The 20,765-nt window shown below is 73.6% G+C and carries 21 protein-coding genes and 1 pseudogene; 13 read left to right on the forward strand and 9 right to left on the reverse strand.

Translation table 11 applies throughout. The annotated features are described in order from the left end of the window. Window positions 1-11 precede the first annotated feature (11 nt). Window positions 12-293, reverse strand: coding sequence for a DUF2530 domain-containing protein (locus ACGFX4_RS14965; RefSeq protein WP_393073359.1), 282 nt, complete (start codon window positions 291-293; stop codon window positions 12-14). 266 nt (window positions 294-559) lie between these two features. Here ACGFX4_RS14965 and ACGFX4_RS14970 point away from each other — a divergent pair, with 266 nt between their 5' ends. Then, window positions 560-1,996, forward strand: a complete 1,437-nt coding sequence (locus ACGFX4_RS14970) for an NCS2 family permease (protein WP_393073593.1) — start codon at window positions 560-562, stop codon at window positions 1,994-1,996. 71 nt (window positions 1,997-2,067) lie between these two features. Here the strand turns inward: ACGFX4_RS14970 and ACGFX4_RS14975 are convergent, their stop codons facing one another. The 3 genes and pseudogenes from ACGFX4_RS14975 to ACGFX4_RS14985 all read right to left on the reverse strand — a co-directional run. Then, window positions 2,068-2,544: a hypothetical protein gene (locus tag ACGFX4_RS14975; protein WP_393073362.1), complete on the reverse strand. Its 477-nt coding sequence runs from the start codon at window positions 2,542-2,544 to the stop codon at window positions 2,068-2,070. 80 nt (window positions 2,545-2,624) lie between these two features. Next, window positions 2,625-3,239, reverse strand: coding sequence for an O-methyltransferase (locus ACGFX4_RS14980; protein WP_393073595.1), 615 nt, complete (start codon window positions 3,237-3,239; stop codon window positions 2,625-2,627). 123 nt (window positions 3,240-3,362) lie between these two features. Further along, window positions 3,363-3,593 (reverse strand): annotated as a pseudogene (locus ACGFX4_RS14985) (DUF2218 domain-containing protein); the annotation flags it as partial. A 127-nt stretch (window positions 3,594-3,720) separates the two neighbouring features. Here ACGFX4_RS14985 and ACGFX4_RS14990 point away from each other — a divergent pair. Both ACGFX4_RS14990 and ACGFX4_RS14995 read left to right on the forward strand, forming a co-directional pair. Next, a complete protein-coding gene (locus ACGFX4_RS14990; protein WP_393073365.1) occupies window positions 3,721-4,254 on the forward strand; it encodes an ArsR/SmtB family transcription factor in 534 nt (177 codons plus the stop codon). A 30-nt stretch (window positions 4,255-4,284) separates the two neighbouring features. Continuing rightward, window positions 4,285-4,848 (forward strand): Uma2 family endonuclease, encoded by a 564-nt coding sequence (locus ACGFX4_RS14995; RefSeq protein WP_393073367.1) that lies wholly within the window; start codon window positions 4,285-4,287, stop codon window positions 4,846-4,848. Window positions 4,849-4,911: 63 nt separating this feature from the next. Here ACGFX4_RS14995 and ACGFX4_RS15000 read toward each other — a convergent pair whose 3' ends face one another. Further along, window positions 4,912-5,394, reverse strand: coding sequence for a hypothetical protein (locus ACGFX4_RS15000; protein ID WP_393073370.1), 483 nt, complete (start codon window positions 5,392-5,394; stop codon window positions 4,912-4,914). Window positions 5,395-5,570: 176 nt separating this feature from the next. On the opposite strand from ACGFX4_RS15000, the gene ACGFX4_RS15005 reads away from it, so the two are divergent. The 3 genes from ACGFX4_RS15005 (at window position 5,571) to ACGFX4_RS15015 (ending at window position 8,183) form a co-directional block, all read left to right on the forward strand. Then, on the forward strand, window positions 5,571-6,116 hold the full coding sequence (locus ACGFX4_RS15005; protein WP_393073372.1) for an FHA domain-containing protein: 546 nt from the start codon (window positions 5,571-5,573) through the stop codon (window positions 6,114-6,116). Between the two features lie 79 nt (window positions 6,117-6,195). Continuing rightward, a complete protein-coding gene (locus ACGFX4_RS15010; RefSeq protein ID WP_393073375.1) occupies window positions 6,196-6,630 on the forward strand; it encodes a MarR family winged helix-turn-helix transcriptional regulator in 435 nt (144 codons plus the stop codon). Window positions 6,631-6,809: 179 nt separating this feature from the next. Continuing rightward, window positions 6,810-8,183 (forward strand): MFS transporter, encoded by a 1,374-nt coding sequence (locus ACGFX4_RS15015; RefSeq protein WP_393073598.1) that lies wholly within the window; start codon window positions 6,810-6,812, stop codon window positions 8,181-8,183. A 66-nt stretch (window positions 8,184-8,249) separates the two neighbouring features. On the opposite strand, the gene ACGFX4_RS15020 is transcribed toward ACGFX4_RS15015, so the two are convergent. Continuing rightward, window positions 8,250-8,759 (reverse strand): GNAT family N-acetyltransferase, encoded by a 510-nt coding sequence (locus ACGFX4_RS15020; RefSeq protein WP_393073377.1) that lies wholly within the window; start codon window positions 8,757-8,759, stop codon window positions 8,250-8,252. A gap of 67 nt (window positions 8,760-8,826) precedes the next feature. Here ACGFX4_RS15020 and thpR point away from each other — a divergent pair, with 67 nt between their 5' ends. Continuing rightward, window positions 8,827-9,420 (forward strand): RNA 2',3'-cyclic phosphodiesterase, encoded by a 594-nt coding sequence (thpR, locus tag ACGFX4_RS15025; RefSeq protein ID WP_393073380.1) that lies wholly within the window; start codon window positions 8,827-8,829, stop codon window positions 9,418-9,420. An 18-nt stretch (window positions 9,421-9,438) separates the two neighbouring features. Here the strand turns inward: thpR and ACGFX4_RS15030 are convergent, their stop codons facing one another. Further along, a complete protein-coding gene (locus tag ACGFX4_RS15030) occupies window positions 9,439-11,208 on the reverse strand; it encodes a glycoside hydrolase family 35 protein (protein WP_393073382.1) in 1,770 nt (589 codons plus the stop codon). A gap of 98 nt (window positions 11,209-11,306) precedes the next feature. Here ACGFX4_RS15030 and ACGFX4_RS15035 point away from each other — a divergent pair, with 98 nt between their 5' ends. Further along, window positions 11,307-12,218, forward strand: a complete 912-nt coding sequence (locus ACGFX4_RS15035) for an AraC family transcriptional regulator (RefSeq protein ID WP_393073384.1) — start codon at window positions 11,307-11,309, stop codon at window positions 12,216-12,218. A 145-nt stretch (window positions 12,219-12,363) separates the two neighbouring features. On the opposite strand, the gene serC is transcribed toward ACGFX4_RS15035, so the two are convergent. Next, entirely contained in the window at window positions 12,364-13,482 is a 1,119-nt protein-coding gene (serC, locus tag ACGFX4_RS15040; protein WP_393073386.1) for a phosphoserine transaminase, read from the reverse strand. Between the two features lie 154 nt (window positions 13,483-13,636). Beyond that, complete coding sequence (locus ACGFX4_RS15045; protein ID WP_393073388.1) at window positions 13,637-14,737, reverse strand: citrate synthase 2; 1,101 nt, start codon at window positions 14,735-14,737, stop codon at window positions 13,637-13,639. Window positions 14,738-15,133: 396 nt separating this feature from the next. Between ACGFX4_RS15045 and pdxH the strand changes: the two genes are divergently transcribed. From pdxH to ACGFX4_RS15070, 5 genes are all read left to right on the forward strand, one after another. Beyond that, window positions 15,134-15,763, forward strand: a complete 630-nt coding sequence (gene pdxH, locus ACGFX4_RS15050; protein ID WP_393073601.1) for a pyridoxamine 5'-phosphate oxidase — start codon at window positions 15,134-15,136, stop codon at window positions 15,761-15,763. A 214-nt stretch (window positions 15,764-15,977) separates the two neighbouring features. Then, window positions 15,978-16,160: an FxSxx-COOH cyclophane-containing RiPP peptide gene (gene fxsA, locus ACGFX4_RS15055; RefSeq protein WP_345698571.1), complete on the forward strand. Its 183-nt coding sequence runs from the start codon at window positions 15,978-15,980 to the stop codon at window positions 16,158-16,160. 35 nt (window positions 16,161-16,195) lie between these two features. Continuing rightward, window positions 16,196-18,598 (forward strand): FxsB family cyclophane-forming radical SAM/SPASM peptide maturase, encoded by a 2,403-nt coding sequence (locus ACGFX4_RS15060; protein ID WP_393073391.1) that lies wholly within the window; start codon window positions 16,196-16,198, stop codon window positions 18,596-18,598. Further along, window positions 18,598-19,404, forward strand: a complete 807-nt coding sequence (locus ACGFX4_RS15065; RefSeq protein WP_393073393.1) for an aminoglycoside N(3)-acetyltransferase — start codon at window positions 18,598-18,600, stop codon at window positions 19,402-19,404. Before ACGFX4_RS15060 ends, ACGFX4_RS15065 begins: the two co-directional genes overlap by 1 nt. 96 nt (window positions 19,405-19,500) lie before the next feature. Beyond that, window positions 19,501-20,745 carry a TIR-like protein FxsC gene (locus ACGFX4_RS15070; protein WP_393073396.1) on the forward strand — a complete coding sequence of 415 codons (1,245 nt, stop codon included), beginning with the start codon at window positions 19,501-19,503 and terminating at the stop codon, window positions 20,743-20,745. Window positions 20,746-20,765 lie beyond the last annotated feature (20 nt).

Raw genomic sequence — 20,765 nt, forward strand, 5'->3', positions numbered from 1 at the left:
TTCCGGGTGGGTCAGTCGGCCTGCTGCTCCGCGGCCTGCGCCTGGGCCTGGGCCGCCCGGTCCCGACGGATCGCGTCCCGGCGGGCGCGGCAGTACCAGACGCCGATCAGGCCGAGCAGGCCTCCGGACAGGCAGATCCACGGCCAGGTGCCGTGCCCGTGCTCCGACAGCGCGCTCTGGAACGGCAGCAGCACCAGGAAACCGACGAACCACAGCACCGTGCCGCCCGCGACGATGGCGACGTCGTTCACCTCGAGCGGTGGGGGAGCGGGGCGCAGTGCGGTCTTCGGCATGGGGCCTAGCGTACGGGGCGTGCCGGGCGGCACGGCAGAGGCGGCGGCGTCGAGCTGTGACCGGAGTTGGCCGTAAGGGGTTGCATCTACGCGCGAAGATGGCGCGTGCACGACCGGAAACTCATACTGGGGATTCCGGTTGGCTCCGCGACCATTCCCCCTGGGCCCCGGCGGTCCCGGCCACCGCTGCTCGGGCACCGAGTCTCCTCTCTTCGCCCCCACTCGACGAGGACACCCGAATGTCTCCGCAGGCCCAGTCGACCTCCATGTCGCCCGAGCCGTCCCAGGACTCCCCGAAGCCCCCCGCCGGCGCCCTGGACCGTTTCTTCCGCATCTCCGAGCGCGGCTCCTCGCTGCCCCGCGAGCTCCGCGGCGGTGTCGCCACCTTCTTCACGATGGCGTACATCCTGGTGCTCAACCCGATCATCCTGGCGTCCGCCACGGACCTGAACGGCGTGCACCTGGACAGCGCCCAGCTGGTCACCGCCACCGCGCTGACCGCCGGCCTGACCACGCTGCTGATGGGCGTGATCGGCAACGTCCCGATCGGCCTGGCCGCCGGACTCGGCGTCAACACCATCGTGGCGCTCCAGCTCGCACCCCGGATGACCTGGCCGGACGCGATGGGCATGGTCGTCCTGGCCGGCTTCGCGATCATGCTGCTGGTCGCCACCGGACTGCGCGAGCGCGTCATGAACGCGGTGCCGCTCGGCCTGCGCAAGGCCATCGCCATCGGCATCGGCCTGTTCATCACCCTGGTCGGCCTGGTCGACGCCGGCTTCGTCAGCCGCATCCCGGACGCCGCCCACACCACCGTGCCGCTGCAGCTCGGCACCGGCGGGCACCTGCTCGGCTGGCCGGTGCTGGTCTTCGTGCTCGGCCTGGTGCTCACCCTGGTGCTGCTGATCCGCAAGGTCCCCGGCGCCATCCTGATCTCGATCGCCGCGATGACCGTCGTCGCCGTCGTCATCCAGCAGGTCGCCCACCTCGACGCCTCCGCCTGGGGCCTGACCGTCCCGGCCTGGCCCGGCAACCCGGTCGCCGCCCCCGACTTCGGCCTGGTCGGCCAGGTCAGCCTGTTCGGCGGCTTCGGCAAGGTCGGCGTCCTCACCGGCGTCCTCTTCGTCTTCACCGTGCTGATGTCCTGCTTCTTCGACGCGATGGGCACCATCCTCGGCGTCGCCGACGAGGCGCACCTGCTCGACGAGAAGGGCGACCTGCCCGGCATCAACAAGATCCTGATGGTGGACGGCATCGCCACCGCGGCCGGCGGCGCGACCTCCGCCTCCGCCAACACCTGCTTCGTCGAGTCCACCGCCGGCGTCGGCGAGGGCGCCCGTACCGGCTTCGCCTCCCTGGTCACCGGCGCGCTCTTCCTGGTGGCGCTCTTCCTCACCCCGCTCGCCACCATGGTCCCGGCCCAGGCCGCCACCCCGGCCCTGGTCACCGTCGGCTTCCTGATCCTGGCGAACTCCGTCACGGAGATCGACTGGGCGGACTACACCATCGCGATCCCGGCCTTCCTGACCATCGTGATGATGCCGTTCACCTACTCCATCACCAACGGCCTGGGCATCGGCTTCATCGCCTTCTGCATCCTGCGGGTCGCCGCCGGGCGCGGCCGCGAGGTCCCGGTCGCGATGTACGCCGTCGCCGGCGTCTTCCTCTTCTACTACCTGATGCCGGCCCTCGGCCTGCTCTGACGGCCCGAGCACCACGGCCCTCCCCGCAGCAGCTGCGGGGAGGGCCGTTCGGCGTCCTGGGGCGGTGCGACTCAGCGGCGGCGGGGCGGCACGGCGGCCAGGGCGAGCGAGACGAGCAGGCCCAGCAGGCCGAGGGCGGCCACCACGAGCGCGGCGAGGTGGAGGACGGTCATCCAGACCTCGGGCTCGCCGTAGGCGCGGTCGCCGAGCACGCGCGGCTCGCCCTTGAACGCCACCGGGCTCGCGGACCGGTCGATCTGGTCGGCGTACGCGTACAGGGTGCCGTCGTGGGAGGTGCCGTCCACGGTCCAGGTGGCGTGCTCGCAGACCGTGGTGGAGCGGCCCGCGCTGCCGCCCTTGGAGATCGTCTCGGTGGTGCACTTCTTGGGCAGCTGGACGGCGGTGGGGGAGCCGAAGGCGTACGCCGCGCCCCAGCCCGCGGGCTGCTGGGAGGCCAGGCCGATGAAGAAGAACACGCCGGCCGCTATCGCGACGACGGCCAGACCGGTGGTGGCCCGGCCTCTGAACTTGGCGCGGTGGTTCGACACTTCGACTCCTCGGGTCGCGTGGGGGCGGTGCGCGTTTCCTACCGCAGGGGTGTGCGGAGCGACAAGGGATCGGGGACGGTTCAGCGCTTGCGGGCCAGGGTGACGCCGTCGCGGACCGGCAGCATCACCGCGTCCACCCGGGGGTCGGCGGCGACGAAGGCGTTCAGCTCGCGGATCGCGACGTGGTCCGGCCCGGTGAAGGCCGGGTCGAGGACCCGCCCGCCGAGCAGCACGTTGTCGAGGACGACCAGGCCGCCCGGGCGCAGCCGGGGGACGATCTCCCGGTAGTACGCCGGGTACCCGGCCTTGTCGGCGTCGATGAAGGCGATGTCGACGACCGGGTCGGCCGGCAGGGCGCGCAGGGTCTCCAGGGCGGGACCGATCACCGGCTCGATCCGGTCGGTGACCCCCGCCTTCTCCCAGTGGCGGCGGGCGACGGCCGTCCACGCGTCATTGACGTCGCAGGCCAGCAGGTGCCCGTCGGCGGCCAGGCCGCGGGCGATGCACAGCGAGGAGTAGCCGGTGAACACCCCGACCTCGATCGCCCGGCGGGCGCCGACCAGCCGGGTCAGCATCGTCAGCAGCGCGCCCTGGTCGTGCGCCACCTGCATCATCGCCGCCCGGCCGGTCGCCTCGCGGGTCTCCACCACCAGCTCGCGCAGCAGCGCGTCCGGCGCGGTGGAGTGGGCCAGCACGTAGTCGGCGACCGCCGGGTCGACGGCCTCGACGGCGTCGCCGGGACGGGGCTCGCCCCACCGGACGGCGGGCTGCTCGCGGGTGGGGGGCTCCTCGTGGACTGGGGAGTGGAAGAGGTGGCGCGTGACGACGTCCCGGACGGCGGCCAGCGACTCGGCGTCCGCGGCCGAGGCGAGCAGGGACAGCCCGTCGGGGGTCGGGGTGAGCACGCACCGGCCGCCGCCGGGGAGGGTCACCGTGCCGCGGCCGTCCAGGGCCAGCTCGGTGGCGGCCTCGTGGCCGAGGTCGGAGACGAGCTGCTCGATCCGGCGCTCGGGGCGCGGGGTGGTGACGTGGGCGGCGGAGAGCGGCATCGGGCTGGGCTCCTCGGGTCGTCATCTCGTTAAGCGTCGAGAAACATCGACGCTTTCTGGTGGTCGGGAGTCTGGCGGCCTCGGGTCGGGTTTGTCAAAGCGTCGAGGATTATGGACACTTTTGGGTGTGGAGCCCACCGACGAAGAGCCTGTCGTGCTGAACACCCCCGCGCAGTTCAAGGCGCTCGGGCACCCGGTCCGCCACCGGATGGTCAACGTGCTGCGGCAACGCCCGGCCACCCTCCGGCAGCTGGCCGAAGCGCTCGGCGTCGCCAAGGGGACCGTCGGCTACCACGTACGGGTCCTGCAGGACGCCGGGCTGGTCCGGGTCGCCGAGACCCGCCAGGTACGCGGCGGCACCGAGCAGTACTTCGGCCCCGCCGGCGCCGGCTTCCGGCTCGCCGACGGCATCGGACCGGAGTTCCTGTTCAACGCCGCACTCGCCGAGATGCTCCCCGAACGCGGCGACGGGCGCGAGCACACCCTGCTCCGCCACCTCTGGCTCACCCCCGACCAGGCCCGCGCCCTCACCACCCGCCTCCAGTCCCACGCCGACGAACCCTGCGGCACCGGCGGCCCCACCCCCGACGCCGAACCGTACGGCCTGCTCCTCAGCCTCTTCCGCGCCGACATCCCGTCCCTCGCCCCGGACGAGGCCTGAGCGGACGGGTTCGCGGCTAGTCTCGAAGGCATGGACTACGAGCGGCTCCGGGCCGTCGCGGGCGAACTCATGGAGCGCTACGGCGACCTGGCGAGCAAGGTCGAGATCCGGGACGGCGAGATCACCATGATGATGTCGCCGTCGACGCCGCACGAGCTGAACGCCCTGCGACTGCGCCGTCAGCTCGACCGCCAGCTGGGCGGTGACCTCGTCGCACACACCGGCGGCGACGTCGAGGACCCCGCACTCGGAGTCCTCCGGCGGCCGGACCTGATCGTGGCGTCCGAGGCGGAGTTGGAGACCTTCCAGGACAGCATCGACCCGCGAGCCCTCCACCTGGTCGCCGAGATCGTCTCGCCGTCGAACCATGCGAACGACTACACCGAGAAGATGCGGGACTATCCCGCAATGGGAGTCCCGCTCTACCTCCTGATCGACCCGCGGAAGAGCACGGTGACCGTGTGCAGCGACCCGGCGGACGGGCCGGACGGTCCGCGGTACCGGGCGGTGCACGAGTACGTGTTCGGCGACCCGGTGCGGGTGGGGGAGTGGATGCTGGACTCGGCGGAGTTCAAGGCGTACCGGCCGGGCTGAGGCGCTGCCGGGGGCGAGCCGGGCGGCAGGAGCATGGGCGGTGTCGGCCGGGCGGTGGCGGGGTCAGCCGCGGCTGGCGCCCGGGGGCCAGATCCGGTCGACGGGGAGGCCGGCGGTGCGGGCGGTGGCGACCATGTCGGCGGTGCCGCCGGGGCCGGCGCCCGGCAGGCCGTCCCAGACGGCGACCAGGCGGTCGGCGCGGCGCAGGAGTTCGGCGTTGGCGGCGACGTACGCGGCGGGACCGGGGGCGGGCTCGGGCAGCACGAGCACGTCGGCGGCGTGGTCGCAGAGCCGGTCGAACTCGGGCGCGTAGTCCTCGGTCACGGCGGTCGTGCGGTACGCGGGGGAGGGCAGCACCACCTCCAGCCGTCCGCCGAGGGCGAGGACCGCGTCGGCGAACAGCGCGTCCGCGCCCGGCGCGAGGCAGGACACTCCGGTGAGCCCGTCGGCGCGGTGTCCGGCGAGCAGGTCGAGCAGGGCGTCCCGGACCAGCCGGACGGTCTCCCCGCGCAGGTCGAGGTGGCCGGTGACGGCGACGACGGTCATGCTGCCTCCTGCTCCCGCCGGTCGGGCGCGGCCCGGAGCGGCCCGACGCGGGCCCGGCGCCGGCACCGACCCGGACCCTCGGGATCTGCCCGTCGGGAGGGGAGTTCAGTCCCCGCGGGGTCGGCTCGCGGCGTTCTTCTGGACAGGGCTGACCTGGGGCGCGGACAATCTCTGTCATGGCGTCAATCGAGTTCCGCACCCAGCTGGCCCGGCCCTCCGAGGCCGAGCGGGACCGTGCCCTGGACGCACTGCGCGAAGGCGTCGGCAGTGGGCGGCTCTCCCACGACACCTTCGTCCGCCGGATGGAACTCGTCCTCGCCGCCCGCAGCCGGGCCGAACTCGCCGACGTGGTCGGCGACCTCGACACCTACGGCCGGTTCTCGCGGCTGCTGCTGCGGACGGTGGCCAAGGTGTCGGCGCTCAACGTCCGGCTGCGGCACACCTGGGAGGCCGAGCAGGCGCCCGGCCTCCGGCTGCCCGGCCCCGGCGTGACGGTGCTGCGGATCGGCCGGATGACCGGGTCCGACCTGCGGCTCGGCGACGCGACCGTCTCCCGGCTGCACGCGGAGCTGCGGCGCGAGTTCGGCGACTGGGTGCTGTACGACCTCGGCTCCAGCAACGGCACCTTCGTGAACGAGCGCCGGGTGGCCGGCGCGGTCGTGGTCCGGGCCGGCGACCGGGTGCGGTTCGGCCGCCTGGCGTTCCAGCTGACGACGGACTGAGCACCCCGCACCCCCGCGCCGCCCGCGGGTGATCGTTAATCGGTTTTCTTTAGCCAGAGTAATGACGTAGGCTAAGGACATGCCCGAGATGTCCGAGGACGACCTGGCGGCGATCAGCCAGCTGCGGTCGTCCGCGATGCGCCTGGCCCGCCGGTTGAGACGCCAGCGGGTCGAGGAGTCGCTGAGCCCCACCGAGATCGGGGTGCTCGGCACGCTTGCCCGGTGCGGCAAGGCCACACCCGGCGAGCTCGCCCGCAAGGAGCACGTCCAGCCGCCGTCGATGACGAGGATCATCGCGATGCTGGAGGAGAAGGGGCTGGTGCGGCGCGAGCCGCACCCCGAGGACCGCCGTCAGGTGGTCGTCAGCAGCACCGAGCAGGCCGAGGAGATCCTCAACGAGAGCCGCCGGCGCCGCAACGCCTGGCTGGCGGAGCTGGCGCAGGGCCTCACCGACGAGGAGTGGGCCCAGCTCAAGGAGGCGGCACCGGTGCTGTACAAGCTCGCGCACCTGTAGGCACGGACATCCCACCGGCACGGAAGAAGGAGTACCGCATCACCGCAGGACCGACAGCGAACGAACGTGGCGCGACGGCCGGACAACGGGCCGCCGCGCGCCGAGGGGAGACCACCGTGACACCGGCCGCAACGATTGCCGCCGCCATCCGCACCGACGACTCCGCCACCGAACCCGCAGTGGACTCCTCCGCTGCCGCCGAGGACCGCGCACCCGCACCCGTGGGCCTGCCCGGCGCCGGCGACGACGACCCCGACGAACGCACCGCGGCGGTCCCCGCCGCTCCGACGGGTGGAAGGTTCACCCGCCCCGGAGGGATGTTCTCCTCCCTCCGGATCCGCAACTACCGCTACTACTTCGCCGGCCAGGTGGTCTCCAACACCGGCACCTGGATGCAGCGCATCGCCCAGGACTGGCTGGTGCTGAGCCTGACCGGCAGCCCCTTCGCGGTCGGTGTGACCACCGCGATGCAGTTCCTCCCGATGCTGCTGCTCGGCCTGTGGGGCGGCGTGCTCGCCGACCGGCTGCCCAAGCGGCGCCTGCTGGTCGCCACCCAGGGCGCGATGGGCCTGCTCGCGGCCGGGCTGGCCGTGCTGACGGTCACCGGCGTGGTCACCGCCGGCTACGTGTACGTGTTCGCGCTGCTGCTGGGCCTGGTCACGGTGGTCGACAACCCGACGCGGCAGGCGTTCGTCAGCGAGATGGTGCCGCCGAAGGACCTGTCCAACGCGGTCAGCCTGAACGCCGCCAACTTCCAGACGGCGCGGCTGATCGGACCGGCGGTCGCCGGTCTGCTGATCGCCGCGGTCGGCAGCGGCTGGGCGTTCGCCGTGAACGCGCTGTCGTTCGTGGCCGTGATCGGCGGCCTGCTGGCGATGCGGGAGGCCGAACTGCGCCCGACCGAGCCGGTGGCCCGCGCGAAGGGCCAGCTCCGCGAGGGCCTGCGCTACGTGAAGGAGCGCCCGGAACTGCTCTGGCCGATGGTGCTGGCCGGGTTCATCGGGACGTTCGGCTTCAACTTCCCGACCCTGCTCTCCGGGTTCGCGTACGACACCTTCCGGGTCGGCGCCGGTGAGTACGGGCTGCTCAACACCGCGATGGCGGTGGGGTCGCTGGCCGGGGCGCTGCTCGCGGCGCGGCGCGGGGCGCCGCGCCTGCGGCGGCTGGTGGCCGCGGCGCTGGCGTTCGGTGCGCTGGAGGTGCTGGCCGCGTTCGCGCCCGGGTACTGGACGTTCGCGGTGCTGCTCACGCTGATCGGCGTGTTCGGGCTGACCTTCAACACCTCGGTCAACGCGGCGCTGCAGCTGGGGACCGACCCGGCGATGCGGGGCCGGGTGATGGGCCTGCTGGTGCTGGTCTTCACCGGCGGGACGCCGATCGGCGCACCGGTGGTCGGCTGGGTGACGGACGTGTACGGGCCCCGGTTCGGGCTGCTGGCCTGCGGCCTGGTGTCCGCGGCGGCCGCCGCGACGGTGGCCCTGGTGCTCAGCCGGGCGACCGGGCTGAAGCTGCGGGTCAACCTGCACGCCGGGCGGGTCCTCGCGCTGCGGTGAGCCGAAGGCCGTTCGGTGCTTGCTCGCGCAGCTCCCCGCGCCCCTGCCGGGGCGCGGGGAGCGGGGTCAGAGCGGGAGTTCCAGGACCTGGCAGGGCCAGGGGCCCGCTGCTCTGTCCTCGGTGAAGGAGATCGTGCGGGTGAAGCCCAGGCGTTCGTACTGGGTGACCAGGGCGCCGTCGTCACCTGCGTAGCAGTCGACGCGCAGCAGGTGGCGGCCGCGCTCCCGGGCCCGGTCGAGGGCGTCGGCGACCAGGACGGCGCCGAGGCCGCGGTGCTCGCGGTCGGTGACCAGCCAGCGGATGTAGAGCTCGGGTCGGTCCGCGGGCGGGACGCCGTCGGGGGCGTCGGTGGTGAGGACGCAGGCGCCGACGGTGCGGCCGTGCTCGTCCTCGGCGATGCGCAGCAGGTGGTCGCGGGCGTACCCGCGGATCCGTTCGGCGGCCCCCGGCCGGGTGCTCCAGGGCTGCTCGCCCCACTGGCCGGTGCGCCCCCGGGCGGCGAGCCAGCGGACCGCGGCGTCGAGCAGGGCGAGGACGTCGTCGGCGCTGTCGGGGCCGGCCGTGCGGATCTCCACGAGGTCCAGTTCTACCCGGGCCGGTCGCACCCGGGCCAGTTCCGCCCGGGCCGGGCAGGATGGGGCCATGAGGCTGTTCGTGGCGGTCAACCCGCCGGTCGAGGCGTTGCAGGAGCTCTCCGACGCGGCGGCGCCGCTGCACGGGCTGTCCGGCGCGGACCGGCTGCGCTGGAGCGAGCCGGAGGGCTGGCACCTGACGCTGGCGTTCCTGGGCGAGGTGCCGGCCGCGGACGTCCCGGCCATGGAGGACCGGCTGGAGCGGGTGGCGTCCGAGCACGGGGCGCACCGGCTGCGGCTGGCGGGCGCGGGCTGCTTCGGCGACCGGGTGCTGTGGGTCGGCCTGGACGGCGAGACGTGGGCGCTGCGGCGGCTCGCCGAAGGGGTGCGGGAGGCGCTGGAGGAGGCCGGGGCGGAGTCGGACCGGCACGGCTTCCACCCCCACCTGACGCTGGCCCGGGCAGGCTCCTCGCACGGCACGCCCCGGGCGGTGCGCCGGCTGGCCGCAGGCGAGCTGAAGCTGATGGCGGCGGCGCTGGAGGGCTGGCAGGGGCGCGAGTGGGAGGCGGGCGAGCTGCACCTGATGCACAGCGACTTCGGTGGGTACGGCCCGCCCCGCTACACCTCGCTCAGGTCCTGGCCGCTGGCCAGGTGGGAGGCGTGACGGGCCGGGCCGCGGGCCTCAGCCGAGTTCGGGGGCGGCGCGCAGTTCGACCGCGCCCGGGGCGGCGTCGCCCAGTTCCAGGACGGTGATCTCGTTGTGGCCCGCGCGGAGCAGCGGCTGCGGGCAGTACAGCGTGGTCTGCGGGCCGATCGCGTCGTACCGGCCGAGCAGGAAGCCGTTGACCCACAGGTAGCCGTGCCCGCCGCCGGGGACGGCGAGGAAGGTGTCGCCGGTCGCGGTCAGGTCGAGGACACCGCGGGCCAGGGTCTCGGACGCGGGCGAGCCGTCGGTCCACTCCGCGGCGGGCAGCGGCTCCAGCCGGCAGGCCTCGGCGCGCCAGCCGTGCAGGTACTGGCGCTCGTGCCGGACGCCGCCGGTGATGCCCTTGGTCTCGCCGACCTGCGGGCCGTAGTTGACCCGGCCGAGCGACTCGACCAGCAGCCGGACCTCGGTGCCGCCCGGCGCGGTGACCGGCGGGGCGGGGACGCCGCGCTCCAGTTCGGCGGCGCGCTTGCCGTCCAGCCAGAGGGTGGCGCGGTCGCGCAGGCCCTCGACGGCCAGCGGCTGCTCGGAGCTGAGCGCGGGCACCCGCAGGGTGTAGCGGACCAGGCCGTGCTCCAGGCCGAGTTCCTCGAAGGTGGGCGGCACCGGGGAGTCCACCGCCGGCTCGAACGGCAGCGCCGCGAACTCGGTCAGCTCGACCGTGGTGGCGTCCAGCACCGGCGCCGGCGCCGGGAGTTCGGCCACCCGGTCGTCGAAGTAGCGCGCCTCGTCGGGGTGTTCGGCGGCGAAGTCGGCGATCACCTGCCGGAACGGCTCGAACTTGCCCGCGGGCAGGCCGCGTTCGTCGAGCGGGGCGTCGTAGTCGTACGAGGTGGTCACCGGCTGGTAGGGCGAACGCGTCCAGTCGGTGGAGTTGAACGGCTCGTCCGCGTGGTTGGCGCCCGCGGTGGTGCCGAAGTTGGTGCCGCCGTGCGCCATGTAGATGTTGAACGAGCCGCCGGCGGCCAGGATCCGGCGCAGCGTGTCGGCGGCGTCGGCGGCGTCCCGGCCGTGGTGCGGCTTGCCCCAGTGGTCGAACCAACCGTTCCAGTACTCCATGCAGAACGGCGGGTCCTCCGGCCGGTGCCGTCGCAGCAGGGCGAACGCCTCCTCCGGGTCGGAGCCGAAGTTCACCGTGGCGAGCACCCCGGGCACCGCGCCGGCGGCCAGCATGTGGTCCTCCGGCCCGTCCGAGGTGAACAGCGGGACGGTGACCCCGCGCTCGCGCAGCCCCCGGGCCAGGTGCGCCAGGTACGCGGCGTCGCTGCCGAACGAGCCGTACTCGTTCTCCACCTGCACCATCAGCACGTTGCCGCCCGGCTGCCCGTGCTGGCGCTCCACGACCTGCGGCAGCAGCACGTCGAAGAAGGCGTCCACGGCGGCCAGGTACGCCGGGTCCGAGGTGCGGGCGCGCCGCCCCACGCGGGCGGTCAGCCAGCCGGGCAGCCCGCCGTTGTCCCACTCCGCGCAGATGTACGGGCCGGGCCGGACGATCGCCCACAGGCCCTGCCGGGCGGCCTCGTCCAGGAAGGCGCCCAGCTCCTCGATCCGCTCGAAGCGGCCCTCGGCCGGCTCGTGCAGGTTCCACGGCACGTACGTCTCGACCGTGTTCAGGCCCATCGCGCGCAGCGCCGCCAGCCGCTGCGGCCACTGCTCGGGGCGGGTGCGGAAGTAGTGCATGGCCCCGGACAGGATCCGCAAGCCCCGCCCGTCGAGTCGGAAACCGGTGGAGTCGTAGGTGAGCATGCCTCCTAGCCTGCGGGAAGGTGCAGGCCAGAGCCATGGACAAAGCCCTGCGGCGTGTTGGATTGTCGTGGGGCGCCGAACCTCGGGAAGGACGTGACGTGGAGCGTTGGTGGCATTACCTGACGCCGGGCCCGCTCCAGCTGGGCACCGGGCTGGCGTGCCTCGGAGTGGGCCTGCAGCGCGGCCGGCTGCCCACCGTCGGTCCGCGCACCCTCGACCACTGGGTGGCCGTGGTGGTCAGCGCCGGCCGCGGCTGGTACGCCACCCCGGACGGCGCCCGGCAGCCGGTCACCGCGCCCGCCGCGATCTGGCTGCGGCCCGGCGTGCCGCACCACTACGCGCCGGACGCGGGGGGCTGGTCCGAGGGGTTCGTGGACTTCACCGGCACCGCCACCGCCGCGTACGCCGAGCTCGGCCTGCTGCCGGAGGCCGAGGTGGTGCCGCTGACCGCCGCCGAGCCCGCCCAGCGGGTGATCGCCAAGGTCGCCGCCGCCTGCCGCCGCGGCGGCCCGCTGACCGGCGTGGAGGCCGCCGCCGGGGTGCACGAGCTGCTGGTCGAGCTGCGCCGCCACCGGGCCGACCTCGACCCCGAGGGCGCACCGGTGCTGGAGGTGCTGCGCCGGGACGCCTTCCTGCCGATCCCGGTCACCGAGCACGCCCGCCGGGCCGGGATGACCGTGGCCGAGCTGCGCCGGGCCGTGCAGGCGGTCGGCGCGGTCGGGCCCAAGGAGTACCTGCTGACCGTCCGCCTCACCGAGGCCAAGCAGCTGCTCGCCGCCAGCGAGCTCCCGGTCGCCTCGGTCGCCCGCCGGGTCGGCTACGAGGACGCCGCGTACTTCACCCGGATCTTCACCCGCCGGGTCGGCGTCGCGCCCTCGGTCTTCCGGGCCCAGCAGTACCGCGGCGACGGCCAGCTGCGCCCGGTCGGCCGGGACGAGCTGGCCGAGGAGCTCACCGAGCTGTACGGCCCGGAACGGGCCAGTGCCGAGGCCCGCCGGGCGACCGACTAACCTCGAAGCGTGGACCCGAAGACTCGCATGCGGATCGTGACCGGCGCCCTGGTGCTGCTGTTCGTCGTGGTGATCATCAGCGCGCTGGCCCGGAAATGAGCGAAGCCCCCCGCCGGTGGCGGGGGGCTTCTGCACGCGCTGAGGGTCAGAGCTGGTCGACCACGTAGTCGATGCAGCCGGTGAGCTTCTCGACGTCCGCCGGGTCGACCGCCGGGAACATCGCGATGCGCAGCTGGTTGCGGCCGAGCTTGCGGTACGGCTCGGTGTCGACGATGCCGTTGGCACGCAGTGCCTTGGCGACCGCCGCGGCGTCGACCGAGTCGTCGAAGTCGATGGTGCCGACGACCTGCGAGCGCTCCTCCGGCTTGGCCACGAACGGCTGCGCGAAGGAGGACTTCTCGGCCCAGGAGTACAGGATCGAGGAGGACTCGGCGGTCCGCGCCACGGCCCAGTCCAGACCGCCCTGGCCGTTCAGCCACTCCAGCTGGTCGGCCAGCAGGAAGAGCGTGGCGATCGCCGGGGTGTTGTAGGTCTGGTCCTTCGACGAGTTGTCGATCGCGGTCGGCAGGTCGAAGAACGGCGGGATGTACCGGCCGGAGGCGGCGATCTCGGCGGCGCGCTCCAGGGCGGCCGGGGAGAAGGTGGCCAGCCACAGGCCGCCCTCGGAGGCGAAGGACTTCTGCGGGGCGAAGTAGTAGACGTCCGTCTCGCGGATGTCGACCGGCAGGCCGCCGGCGCCGGAGGTGGCGTCGACCAGGACCAGCGAGCCGGCGTCCGCGCCCTCGGGGCGGCGGATCGGCATGGCGACACCGGTGGAGGTCTCGTTGTGGGTGAGGGCGTAGACGTCCACGCCCGCCTCGGCGACCGGCAGCGGGTGGGTGCCCGGCTCGGTCTTGATCACGGTCGGCTCGGCCAGCCACGGGGCGGCCTTCACCGAGGACGCGAACTTCGAGGAGAACTCACCGAAGTTGAGGTGCTGGGACTTCTCGCGGACGAGGCCGAAGGCGGCGATGTCCCAGAACGCGGTGGAGCCGCCGTTGCCGAGGACGACCTCGTAGCCCTCCGGCAGCGAGAACAGCTCGGCGACGCCCTCGCGGACGCGCTTGACGATGTTCTTGACCGGGGCCTGACGGTGGGAGGTGCCCAGCAGCGAGGTTCCGGTGGCGGCGAGGGCACTCAGGGCCTCGGGGCGCACCTTGGAGGGGCCGCAGCCGAAGCGGCCGTCGGCGGGCAGATTTTCGGCGGGGATCTGAATCTGAGCCACGGTCGCAGCCTACTGTTTCGAGAAGGGGCAGCGGGACGGTCGTCCGCCCGCTGAGATGTGATCTTTCGGTCGCCGGGCGGTGATCCGTGCAGGGATCACCGCCCGAACGAGTGAACCGAATCAGCGGGCGGTATCAGCGAGCCATATCGCCCGGTCAGTGGGCGAGCTGGTCCCAGCCGTCGACGTCCTGGGGGCTGCGCGGGCCGGGGCCGATGTAGCGGGCGGCCGGGCGGACCAGGCGGCCGGTGCGCTTCTGCTCCAGGATGTGCGCCGACCAGCCGGCGGTGCGGGCGCAGGTGAACATCGAGGTGAACATGTGCGCCGGGACCTCGGCGAAGTCCAGCATGATCGCGGCCCAGAACTCCACGTTGGTGGCGAGCACGCGGTCGGGGCGGCGGTTGTGCAGCTCCTCCAGCGCGGCCTTCTCCAGCGCCTCGGCGATCTCGAAGCGCGGCGCGCCGAGCTCCTTGGCGGTGCGGCGCAGCACGCGGGCGCGCGGGTCCTCGGCGCGGTAGACGCGGTGGCCGAAGCCCATCAGGCGCTCGCCCTTGTCGAGGGCGTTCTTCACGTAGCCGGCGGCGTCGCCGGTGCGCTCGATCTCCTCGATCATGCCGAGCACGCGGGACGGCGCGCCGCCGTGCAGCGGGCCGGACATCGCGCCGACGGCGCCGGAGAGCGCCGCCGCCACGTCGGCGCCGGTGGAGGCGATGACGCGGGCGGTGAAGGTGGAGGCGTTCATGCCGTGCTCGGCGGCGGACGTCCAGTAGGCGTCGACGGCCTTGACGTGCTTCGGGTCCGGCTCGCCGCGCCAGCGGATCATGAACCGCTCGACGATGGTCTCGGCCTTGTCGATCTCGCTCTGCGGGACCATCGGCAGGCCCTGGCCGCGGGCGGACTGGGCCACGTACGACAGCGCCATGACGGCGGCGCGCGCGAGGTTGTCGCGGGCCTCCTCCTCGGAGATGTCGAGCAGCGGCTTCAGGCCCCAGACCGGGGCGAGCATGGCCAGGGCGGACTGCACGTCGACCCGGATGTCACCGGAGTGGACCGGGATCGGGAACGGCTCGGCGGCGGGCAGGCCGGGGGCGAACTTCCCGTCGACCAGCAGGCCCCAGACGTGCCCGAAGGAGACGTTCCCGACCAGATCCTCGATGTCCACACCGCGGTAGCGCAGTGCGCCGCCTTCACGGTCGGGTTCGGCGATCTCGCTCTCGAAGGCGACTACCCCTTCGAGCCCGGGTACGAAATCGGACATCAGACGGCTCCTTCAGTGATCCGACGCGGCGCTCGGCCGTGGTGGGGCCGGGCGCCGGTGACCGATGGTGGGTTGGCACTCGGTGTCAGAGTGTCAGGCACGGAGTGCATTGCGCCATACACCACGACGGTGATGTTTCCCCCATGGCCCGCTCAATCCTCTGTGGGATCCGACATCATCGGCGGATATTCCGGGGACTACCGGTGCGAACCGGACGATTCCCCGTACGGCGGGTGGTGAAGCGGTGGCGAGCCACCATATCCCCAGGTGTTTGCCGGGACGTAGCGGCGTCCGGAGCTTGTCGTACGGGATGATGTCGGCGTGCCTACCGCGGATCGCCACCCGACTGCCCTGTCCCAGCCCACCGAGGGCCGGCCCGGCCCGGACCTGTCCGTGATGCGCAAGCATTACCAGCACGAGGGCCTGGCGGAGGCCGACCTGGCCGCCGACCCGATCGGCCAGTTCACCCGCTGGTTCCACGACGCGGACGAGGCCGGGGTGGCCGAGCCGAACGCGATGGTGCTCTCCACCGCCGACGCGGACGGCATGCCCAGCTCCCGGACGGTCCTGCTCAAGGGCTACGACCGGCGCGGGTTCGTGTTCTACACGAACTACGGCTCCCGCAAGGGGGCCGACCTGGCCGCCAACCCGCGCGCCTCGCTGCTCTTCCCGTGGATCGACCTGGCCCGCCAGGTGGTGATCGGCGGCCGGGTGGAGAAGGTCGGCCGGGACGAGACCGCCGCGTACTTCCGGACCCGGCCGCACGGCTCGCAGCTCGGCGCCTGGGCGAGCGAGCAGTCCAGCCCGGTGGACGGCCGCGAGGTGCTGGAGCAGCGCTACGCCGACCTCGCCGCCCGCTACCCCGAGGGCGAGGGCGTCCCCGTCCCGCCGTTCTGGGGCGGCTACCGGGTCGTCCCGCTGACCGTCGAGTTCTGGCAGGGCCGGGAGAACCGGCTGCACGACCGGCTCCGCTTCGTCGCCGACGTCGAGGGCGAGGGCTGGCGGGTCGAGCGGCTCTGCCCGTGACGCCTCTCCCGGCGCGGTGCTGACGTACAGTCAACCCAGGCCCCCGTCCGTCGGCCGACTGGGCGAAGTGTGGCGCGGATTATGACTCGAATGGGGTAGCCGATCGGCCGAATCCGCCCTGGGGGGCGGGCTCGGAGCGTAGGGTGCGGTGCGGGTGGTCCCGTCTTGGATGCCGGGGCCCGTCTCGCGCCCGCGGGCGCAGAAACGAGTCATCATGGTCGCCGCACTCGCCACCAAGCCCGCCGACAGCGCGCGCGTCGAGGGGACGGAGGCGAGGCCTTCGCTCACCGCCCTGGCCGCCCTGGGTGCCGAGGAGCTCACCGCCGACCTGTTCCGCGCGCTGCCCGGCGAGACCGGCGGCCCGGTGGCCGTCGCCGCGTTCAACTCCTCCATCTGACGGGCGAGCAGACCGACCGTCAGCAGGATCCCGCCATGCCGCGCCCGTTGGTGCCGTTCTCGCAGTACGTTCTGAAACTGCACAGTCGTTGCGACCTCGCCTGCGACCACTGCTACGTGTACGAGCACGCCGACACCAGCTGGCGCGGCAAACCCAGGGCCGCCCCCGAGGCGGTCCTGGCGCGGACCGCCGAGCGGATCGCCGAGCACGCCCGGGCGCACGGGCTGACCGCCGTCCACGTGGTGCTGCACGGCGGGGAGCCGCTGCTGGCGGGCCGGGCGGCCGTCGGCCGGGCCGCCGAACTGCTCCGGGCCGCCCTCCCGGCGGGCTGCGCGCTGGACCTGCGGATCCACACCAACGGCGTCCAGCTGGACGAGAGTTGGTGCGATCTCTTCGCCTCGCACGGGATCCGGGTCGGGATCTCCCTGGACGGCGACCGGGTTGCCAACGACCGGCACCGCCGGTTCGCCGACGGCCGCTCCAGCCACGGCCGGGTGCTGGCCGCCGTGGCGCTGCTCCGCCGCCCGGAGTACCGGGACCTCTACGCGGGCCTGCTGTGCACGGTCGACGTGGAGAACGACCCCGTCGCGGTGGTGGACGCGCTGGTCGCGCTGGAGCCGCCGCGGATCGACTTCCTCCTCCCGCACGCCACCTGGGACCAGCCCCCGAAGCGCCCCGCCGGCATGGGGGAGACCCCGTACGCGGACTGGCTGCTGGCGGCCCACGGCCGGTGGACGGAGCTCGGCCGGCCGGTGCCGGTGCGGACCTTCGACTCGATCCACCGGACGCTGCGCGGCCGCTCCAGCCTCACCGAGTCGCTGGGGCTCGACCCCTCCGACCTGGTGGTGGTCGACACGGACGGCTCCTTCGAGCAGGCCGACAGCCTGAAGACCGCCTACGACGGCGCCCCCGCCACCGGCTTCGACGTCTTCGCGCACGCGCTGGACGAGGTGGCCCGGCACCCGGGCATGGTCGCCCGGCAGTCGGGCCTCGCCGGGCTGGCCGAGCAGTGCCGGGCCTGCCCGGTGGTGCGCTCCTGCGGCGGCGGCCTCTACGCCCACCGGTACCGCGGCGACGGCACCGGCTTCCTCAACCCTTCGGTGTACTGCGGTGACCTGTTGAGACTCATCACCACCGTCCGCGACCGGACGGCACCCGCGACGGCCGTACCCGCCCAGCAGGCGCGCGAGCTGACCGAGACGCAGTGGGAGGAGCTGGCCGAGGGGTACGGCGCGGAGTCGACCGTCCGGGCCCTGGCTGCGGCCCAACTCGGGCTCACCAGACGGCTGGTGGCGGCGGTCGGGGCCGGCTCCCCGGGCTGGGAGCTGCTCGGGTCGCTGGACGAGCGGGACGGCGCGGCCCTGGACGCGGTGCTCGCCCACCCGTACGCGCGGGCCTGGGCGGTCCGCCGCCTGCGGGAGGAGCCGGGCGCCGACCCGGACGCCCTGGCGGGGCTGGCCGCGGCGGCCGCGCTGCGGGCCGGACGCGCCTTCGAGCTGCCGCTGCCGGTCCGCGACGGCGCCGTCCACCTGCCCACGCTGGGCCGGGTGCTGGTGGTGGACGCGGACGCCGAGGAGACGGTGCTGACCGGCGACGCCGAGGGGTTCACCGTCGCCGGGGTGCGGGTCGGCCCGGACACGCCGGGCGACGCGCGCTGGCAGCCGGTCCGGCGGGTGGCGCTGGCCGGCGGCTGGACGCCCGCGCTGGAGGACACCGACCCGCAGCGCGACAGCCACCAGTGGCCGGTGGCCGGGCGGCTGGACGACGAGGAGTGGCCCGCCTGGGCGGGCGCGCTGCGCGAGGCCTGGGAGCTGATCGGCCGGGACCTGCCCGGGTACGCGCCCGGCCTGCGGGCGGGCCTGTCCACCATCACCCCGCTGCGGTCCGGACCCGAGGGCCGGGACGTCTCCGCCGCCGCCCGGCAGGCGTTCGGCGCGGTCGGCATCGCCCGGCCCGGCACCGCGCCGATCCTGGCGCTGCTGCTGGTGCACGAGTTCCAGCACGTGAAGCTGGGCGCGGTGCTGGACTTCCACGACCTGTTCGACCGGGCCGAGGCGCGGCTCTTCCACGCGCCCTGGCGGCCCGACCCGCGGCCGCTGGAGGGCCTGTTCCAGGGCACGTACGCGCACCTGGCGGTCACCGAGTTCTGGGCCACCCGGGTGCTGGCGTACGACGGGCTGGCGGGCGGTCCGGCCGAGCACGCCCGGGTGCAGCTGGCGACCTGGCGCGGGCACACCGCGCGGGCGGTGGAGGTGCTGGCCGGCTCGGGGGCGCTCACCGCGCTCGGGACGCGCTTCGCCGAGGGCATGGCGGCCGCGGTCGAGCCGTGGCTGGCGGTGCCGGTCGGTCCGGCCGCCGAGGCGGCGGCGCGGGCGGAGTCCGAGCGGAACCTGGCCGCGTTCCGGGCCCGGGCCGCCTCCGGGGTGGGCGCCGGCTGATGGAGTCCCCGCACGCCCCGGGACGGGGCCGTGCCGAGCTGGTCCGCGAGCTGCGGGCGCTCGGCATCCTCCCGGGGGAGATCCTGCTGGTGCACTCCGCGCTGCGGACGGTCGGCCCGATCGACGGCGGACCGCGCACCCTCCTGGAGGCGCTGCTGGAGGTGCTCGGCCCGGAGGGCACGCTGGTGGTCTACACGGCCTGCCCGGAGAACTCCGACACCTCCCGGATGGCGAGGGCGCTGACCGACCACCTCGACCCGCAGAAGAGGTCCGACCACCAGGCCGCGATGCCCGCCTACGACCGGGCGACCACCCCGTCCACGCCGCTGCTCGGCTGGTTCTCCGAGGAGGTCCGGGCCGACCCGCGCGCGGTGCGCAGCGAGCACCCGCAGACCTCCTTCACCGCGATCGGCCCGGACGCGGCGCGGCTGACCGCCGATCACCGGTTGCACAGCCACCTGGGCCCGCACTCCCCGGTGCAGCAGTTGTACGACCGGCGTGCGCGGGCGCTCCTGATCGGCCTGCCGATCTGGTGCTGCACTCCCGTGCACCTGGCGGAGTACTGGCTGACCGATCCGCCGATGCAGGTGTACGGCTGCGTGATGGAGGACAAGTGGGGGCGGCACTGGCGGCACTTCCGAGCGGTCGAACTGCGCGACGGCCACCTGGAATCGCTCGGTGTCTGGTTGGACCGGAAGTTGCGGGAACGCACCGAGGGGCCGCTCGGCAAGGCACACTGTTTTGTGCTGCCGATCCGGGAAACGGTCGATTCTGCTTTCGACTTTCTCCGGAACGGTGTCGTTTGAGGTCAGGCGGTATTCCATTCGGGAAGGCGGCGTTCCTACACTGAACTCCCGCTACCTGCGGGGCGGATGGCGGGCGTGGTCTCGGGGGAGGCGCGAGTGAACAGCCCGACGGGCAGGGGCAAGGGCGCGGCCAGGCCGTACTTCTTCCTCAGCTACGCGCACACACCCAGGGTCAACGCCCGGGGAGTGGACCCGAACCACTGGGTCGGTCGGCTGTTCGGCGACCTGTGCGAGGCGATCCTGCAGATCACCGACGCCCCGGCGGGCGATCCGATCGGCTTCATGGACCGCTCGATGCACCAGGGCCAGAAATGGGCCGAGCGGCTCTCCTGGGAGCTGGCCAACTGCCGGGTGTTCGTGCCGCTCTACTCGCCGCGCTACTTCAAGAGCGAGGCCTGCGGCAAGGAGTGGCACGCCTTCACCCGCCGCTCGGTCTACCAGCGACGGCCGACCGCCGAGCGGGCGACCGGCATCGTCCCGGCGCTGTGGGTGTCGATGGACCACTACCGGCTGCCCCGGGTGGCCAGTGAACTCCAGTTCAGCCACGACAGTTTCGGCGCCGACTACGCCGCCGAGGGCCTGTACGCGCTGATGAAGATCGACGACTACCGCTCGCAGTACGCCACCGCCGTGCTGCGGCTCGCCCAGCGGATCGTGGACGTCGCCGACCAGACGGTCATCCCGATCGGGCAGCAGCTGGACTTCGAGGGGCAGCCCTCGGCGTTCGAGCCGCCGGAGCCCAACGACCGGGTCCGGATCTCGGTGTACTCCTACCGGGAGCCGGAGCTGCCGCCGCACCGCAGCCCGTCCTGCTACGGCCAGCAGCGCACCGACTGGCAGCCCTTCCGCCCGCCGTCCCGCCGCCCGCTGGTGGACGACGCGGCGGACGTCGCCCGCAGCATGGGGTTCCAGCCGAGCGTCCACGAGTTCGAGGACGAGGCCGAGGCCCTGATGGCGGCCGAACGACCGGTCGCGCCGAGCGTGCTGCTGGTCGACCGCTGGGCCTTCCTCGATGCCCAGCGCTCGGATACCGTACGGCAGTTGGACCGGCGCAACCTGTCCTGGCTGAGCGTGCTGGAACCCTGGAACCGGGACGACCAGCAGTGCCGGGACCACGAGCGGATGCTCAACGAGCTGGGCGACGGCGTCCTGCCCGCCACCCGGGCCGGCCGGCAGAAGCCCAGCCTGCGCGAGGAGGGCTCCACCGGCGTGCCCGGCAGCCTGGACGAGTTCCGCGGCGAGATGGAACGAGCGGTGATGCGCGCCAGCACCGCGTACGAGCAGCAGAGCACCAGCCGGACCGTCGGGACGGGCTCCCGAAGACCGCGTCTGGGGACGTGAGTTCGGGCAGCGACCATCGG

The sequence above is a fragment of the Kitasatospora sp. NPDC048365 genome, assembly GCF_043200835.1.
GTDB lineage: Bacteria > Actinomycetota > Actinomycetes > Streptomycetales > Streptomycetaceae > Kitasatospora > Kitasatospora terrestris.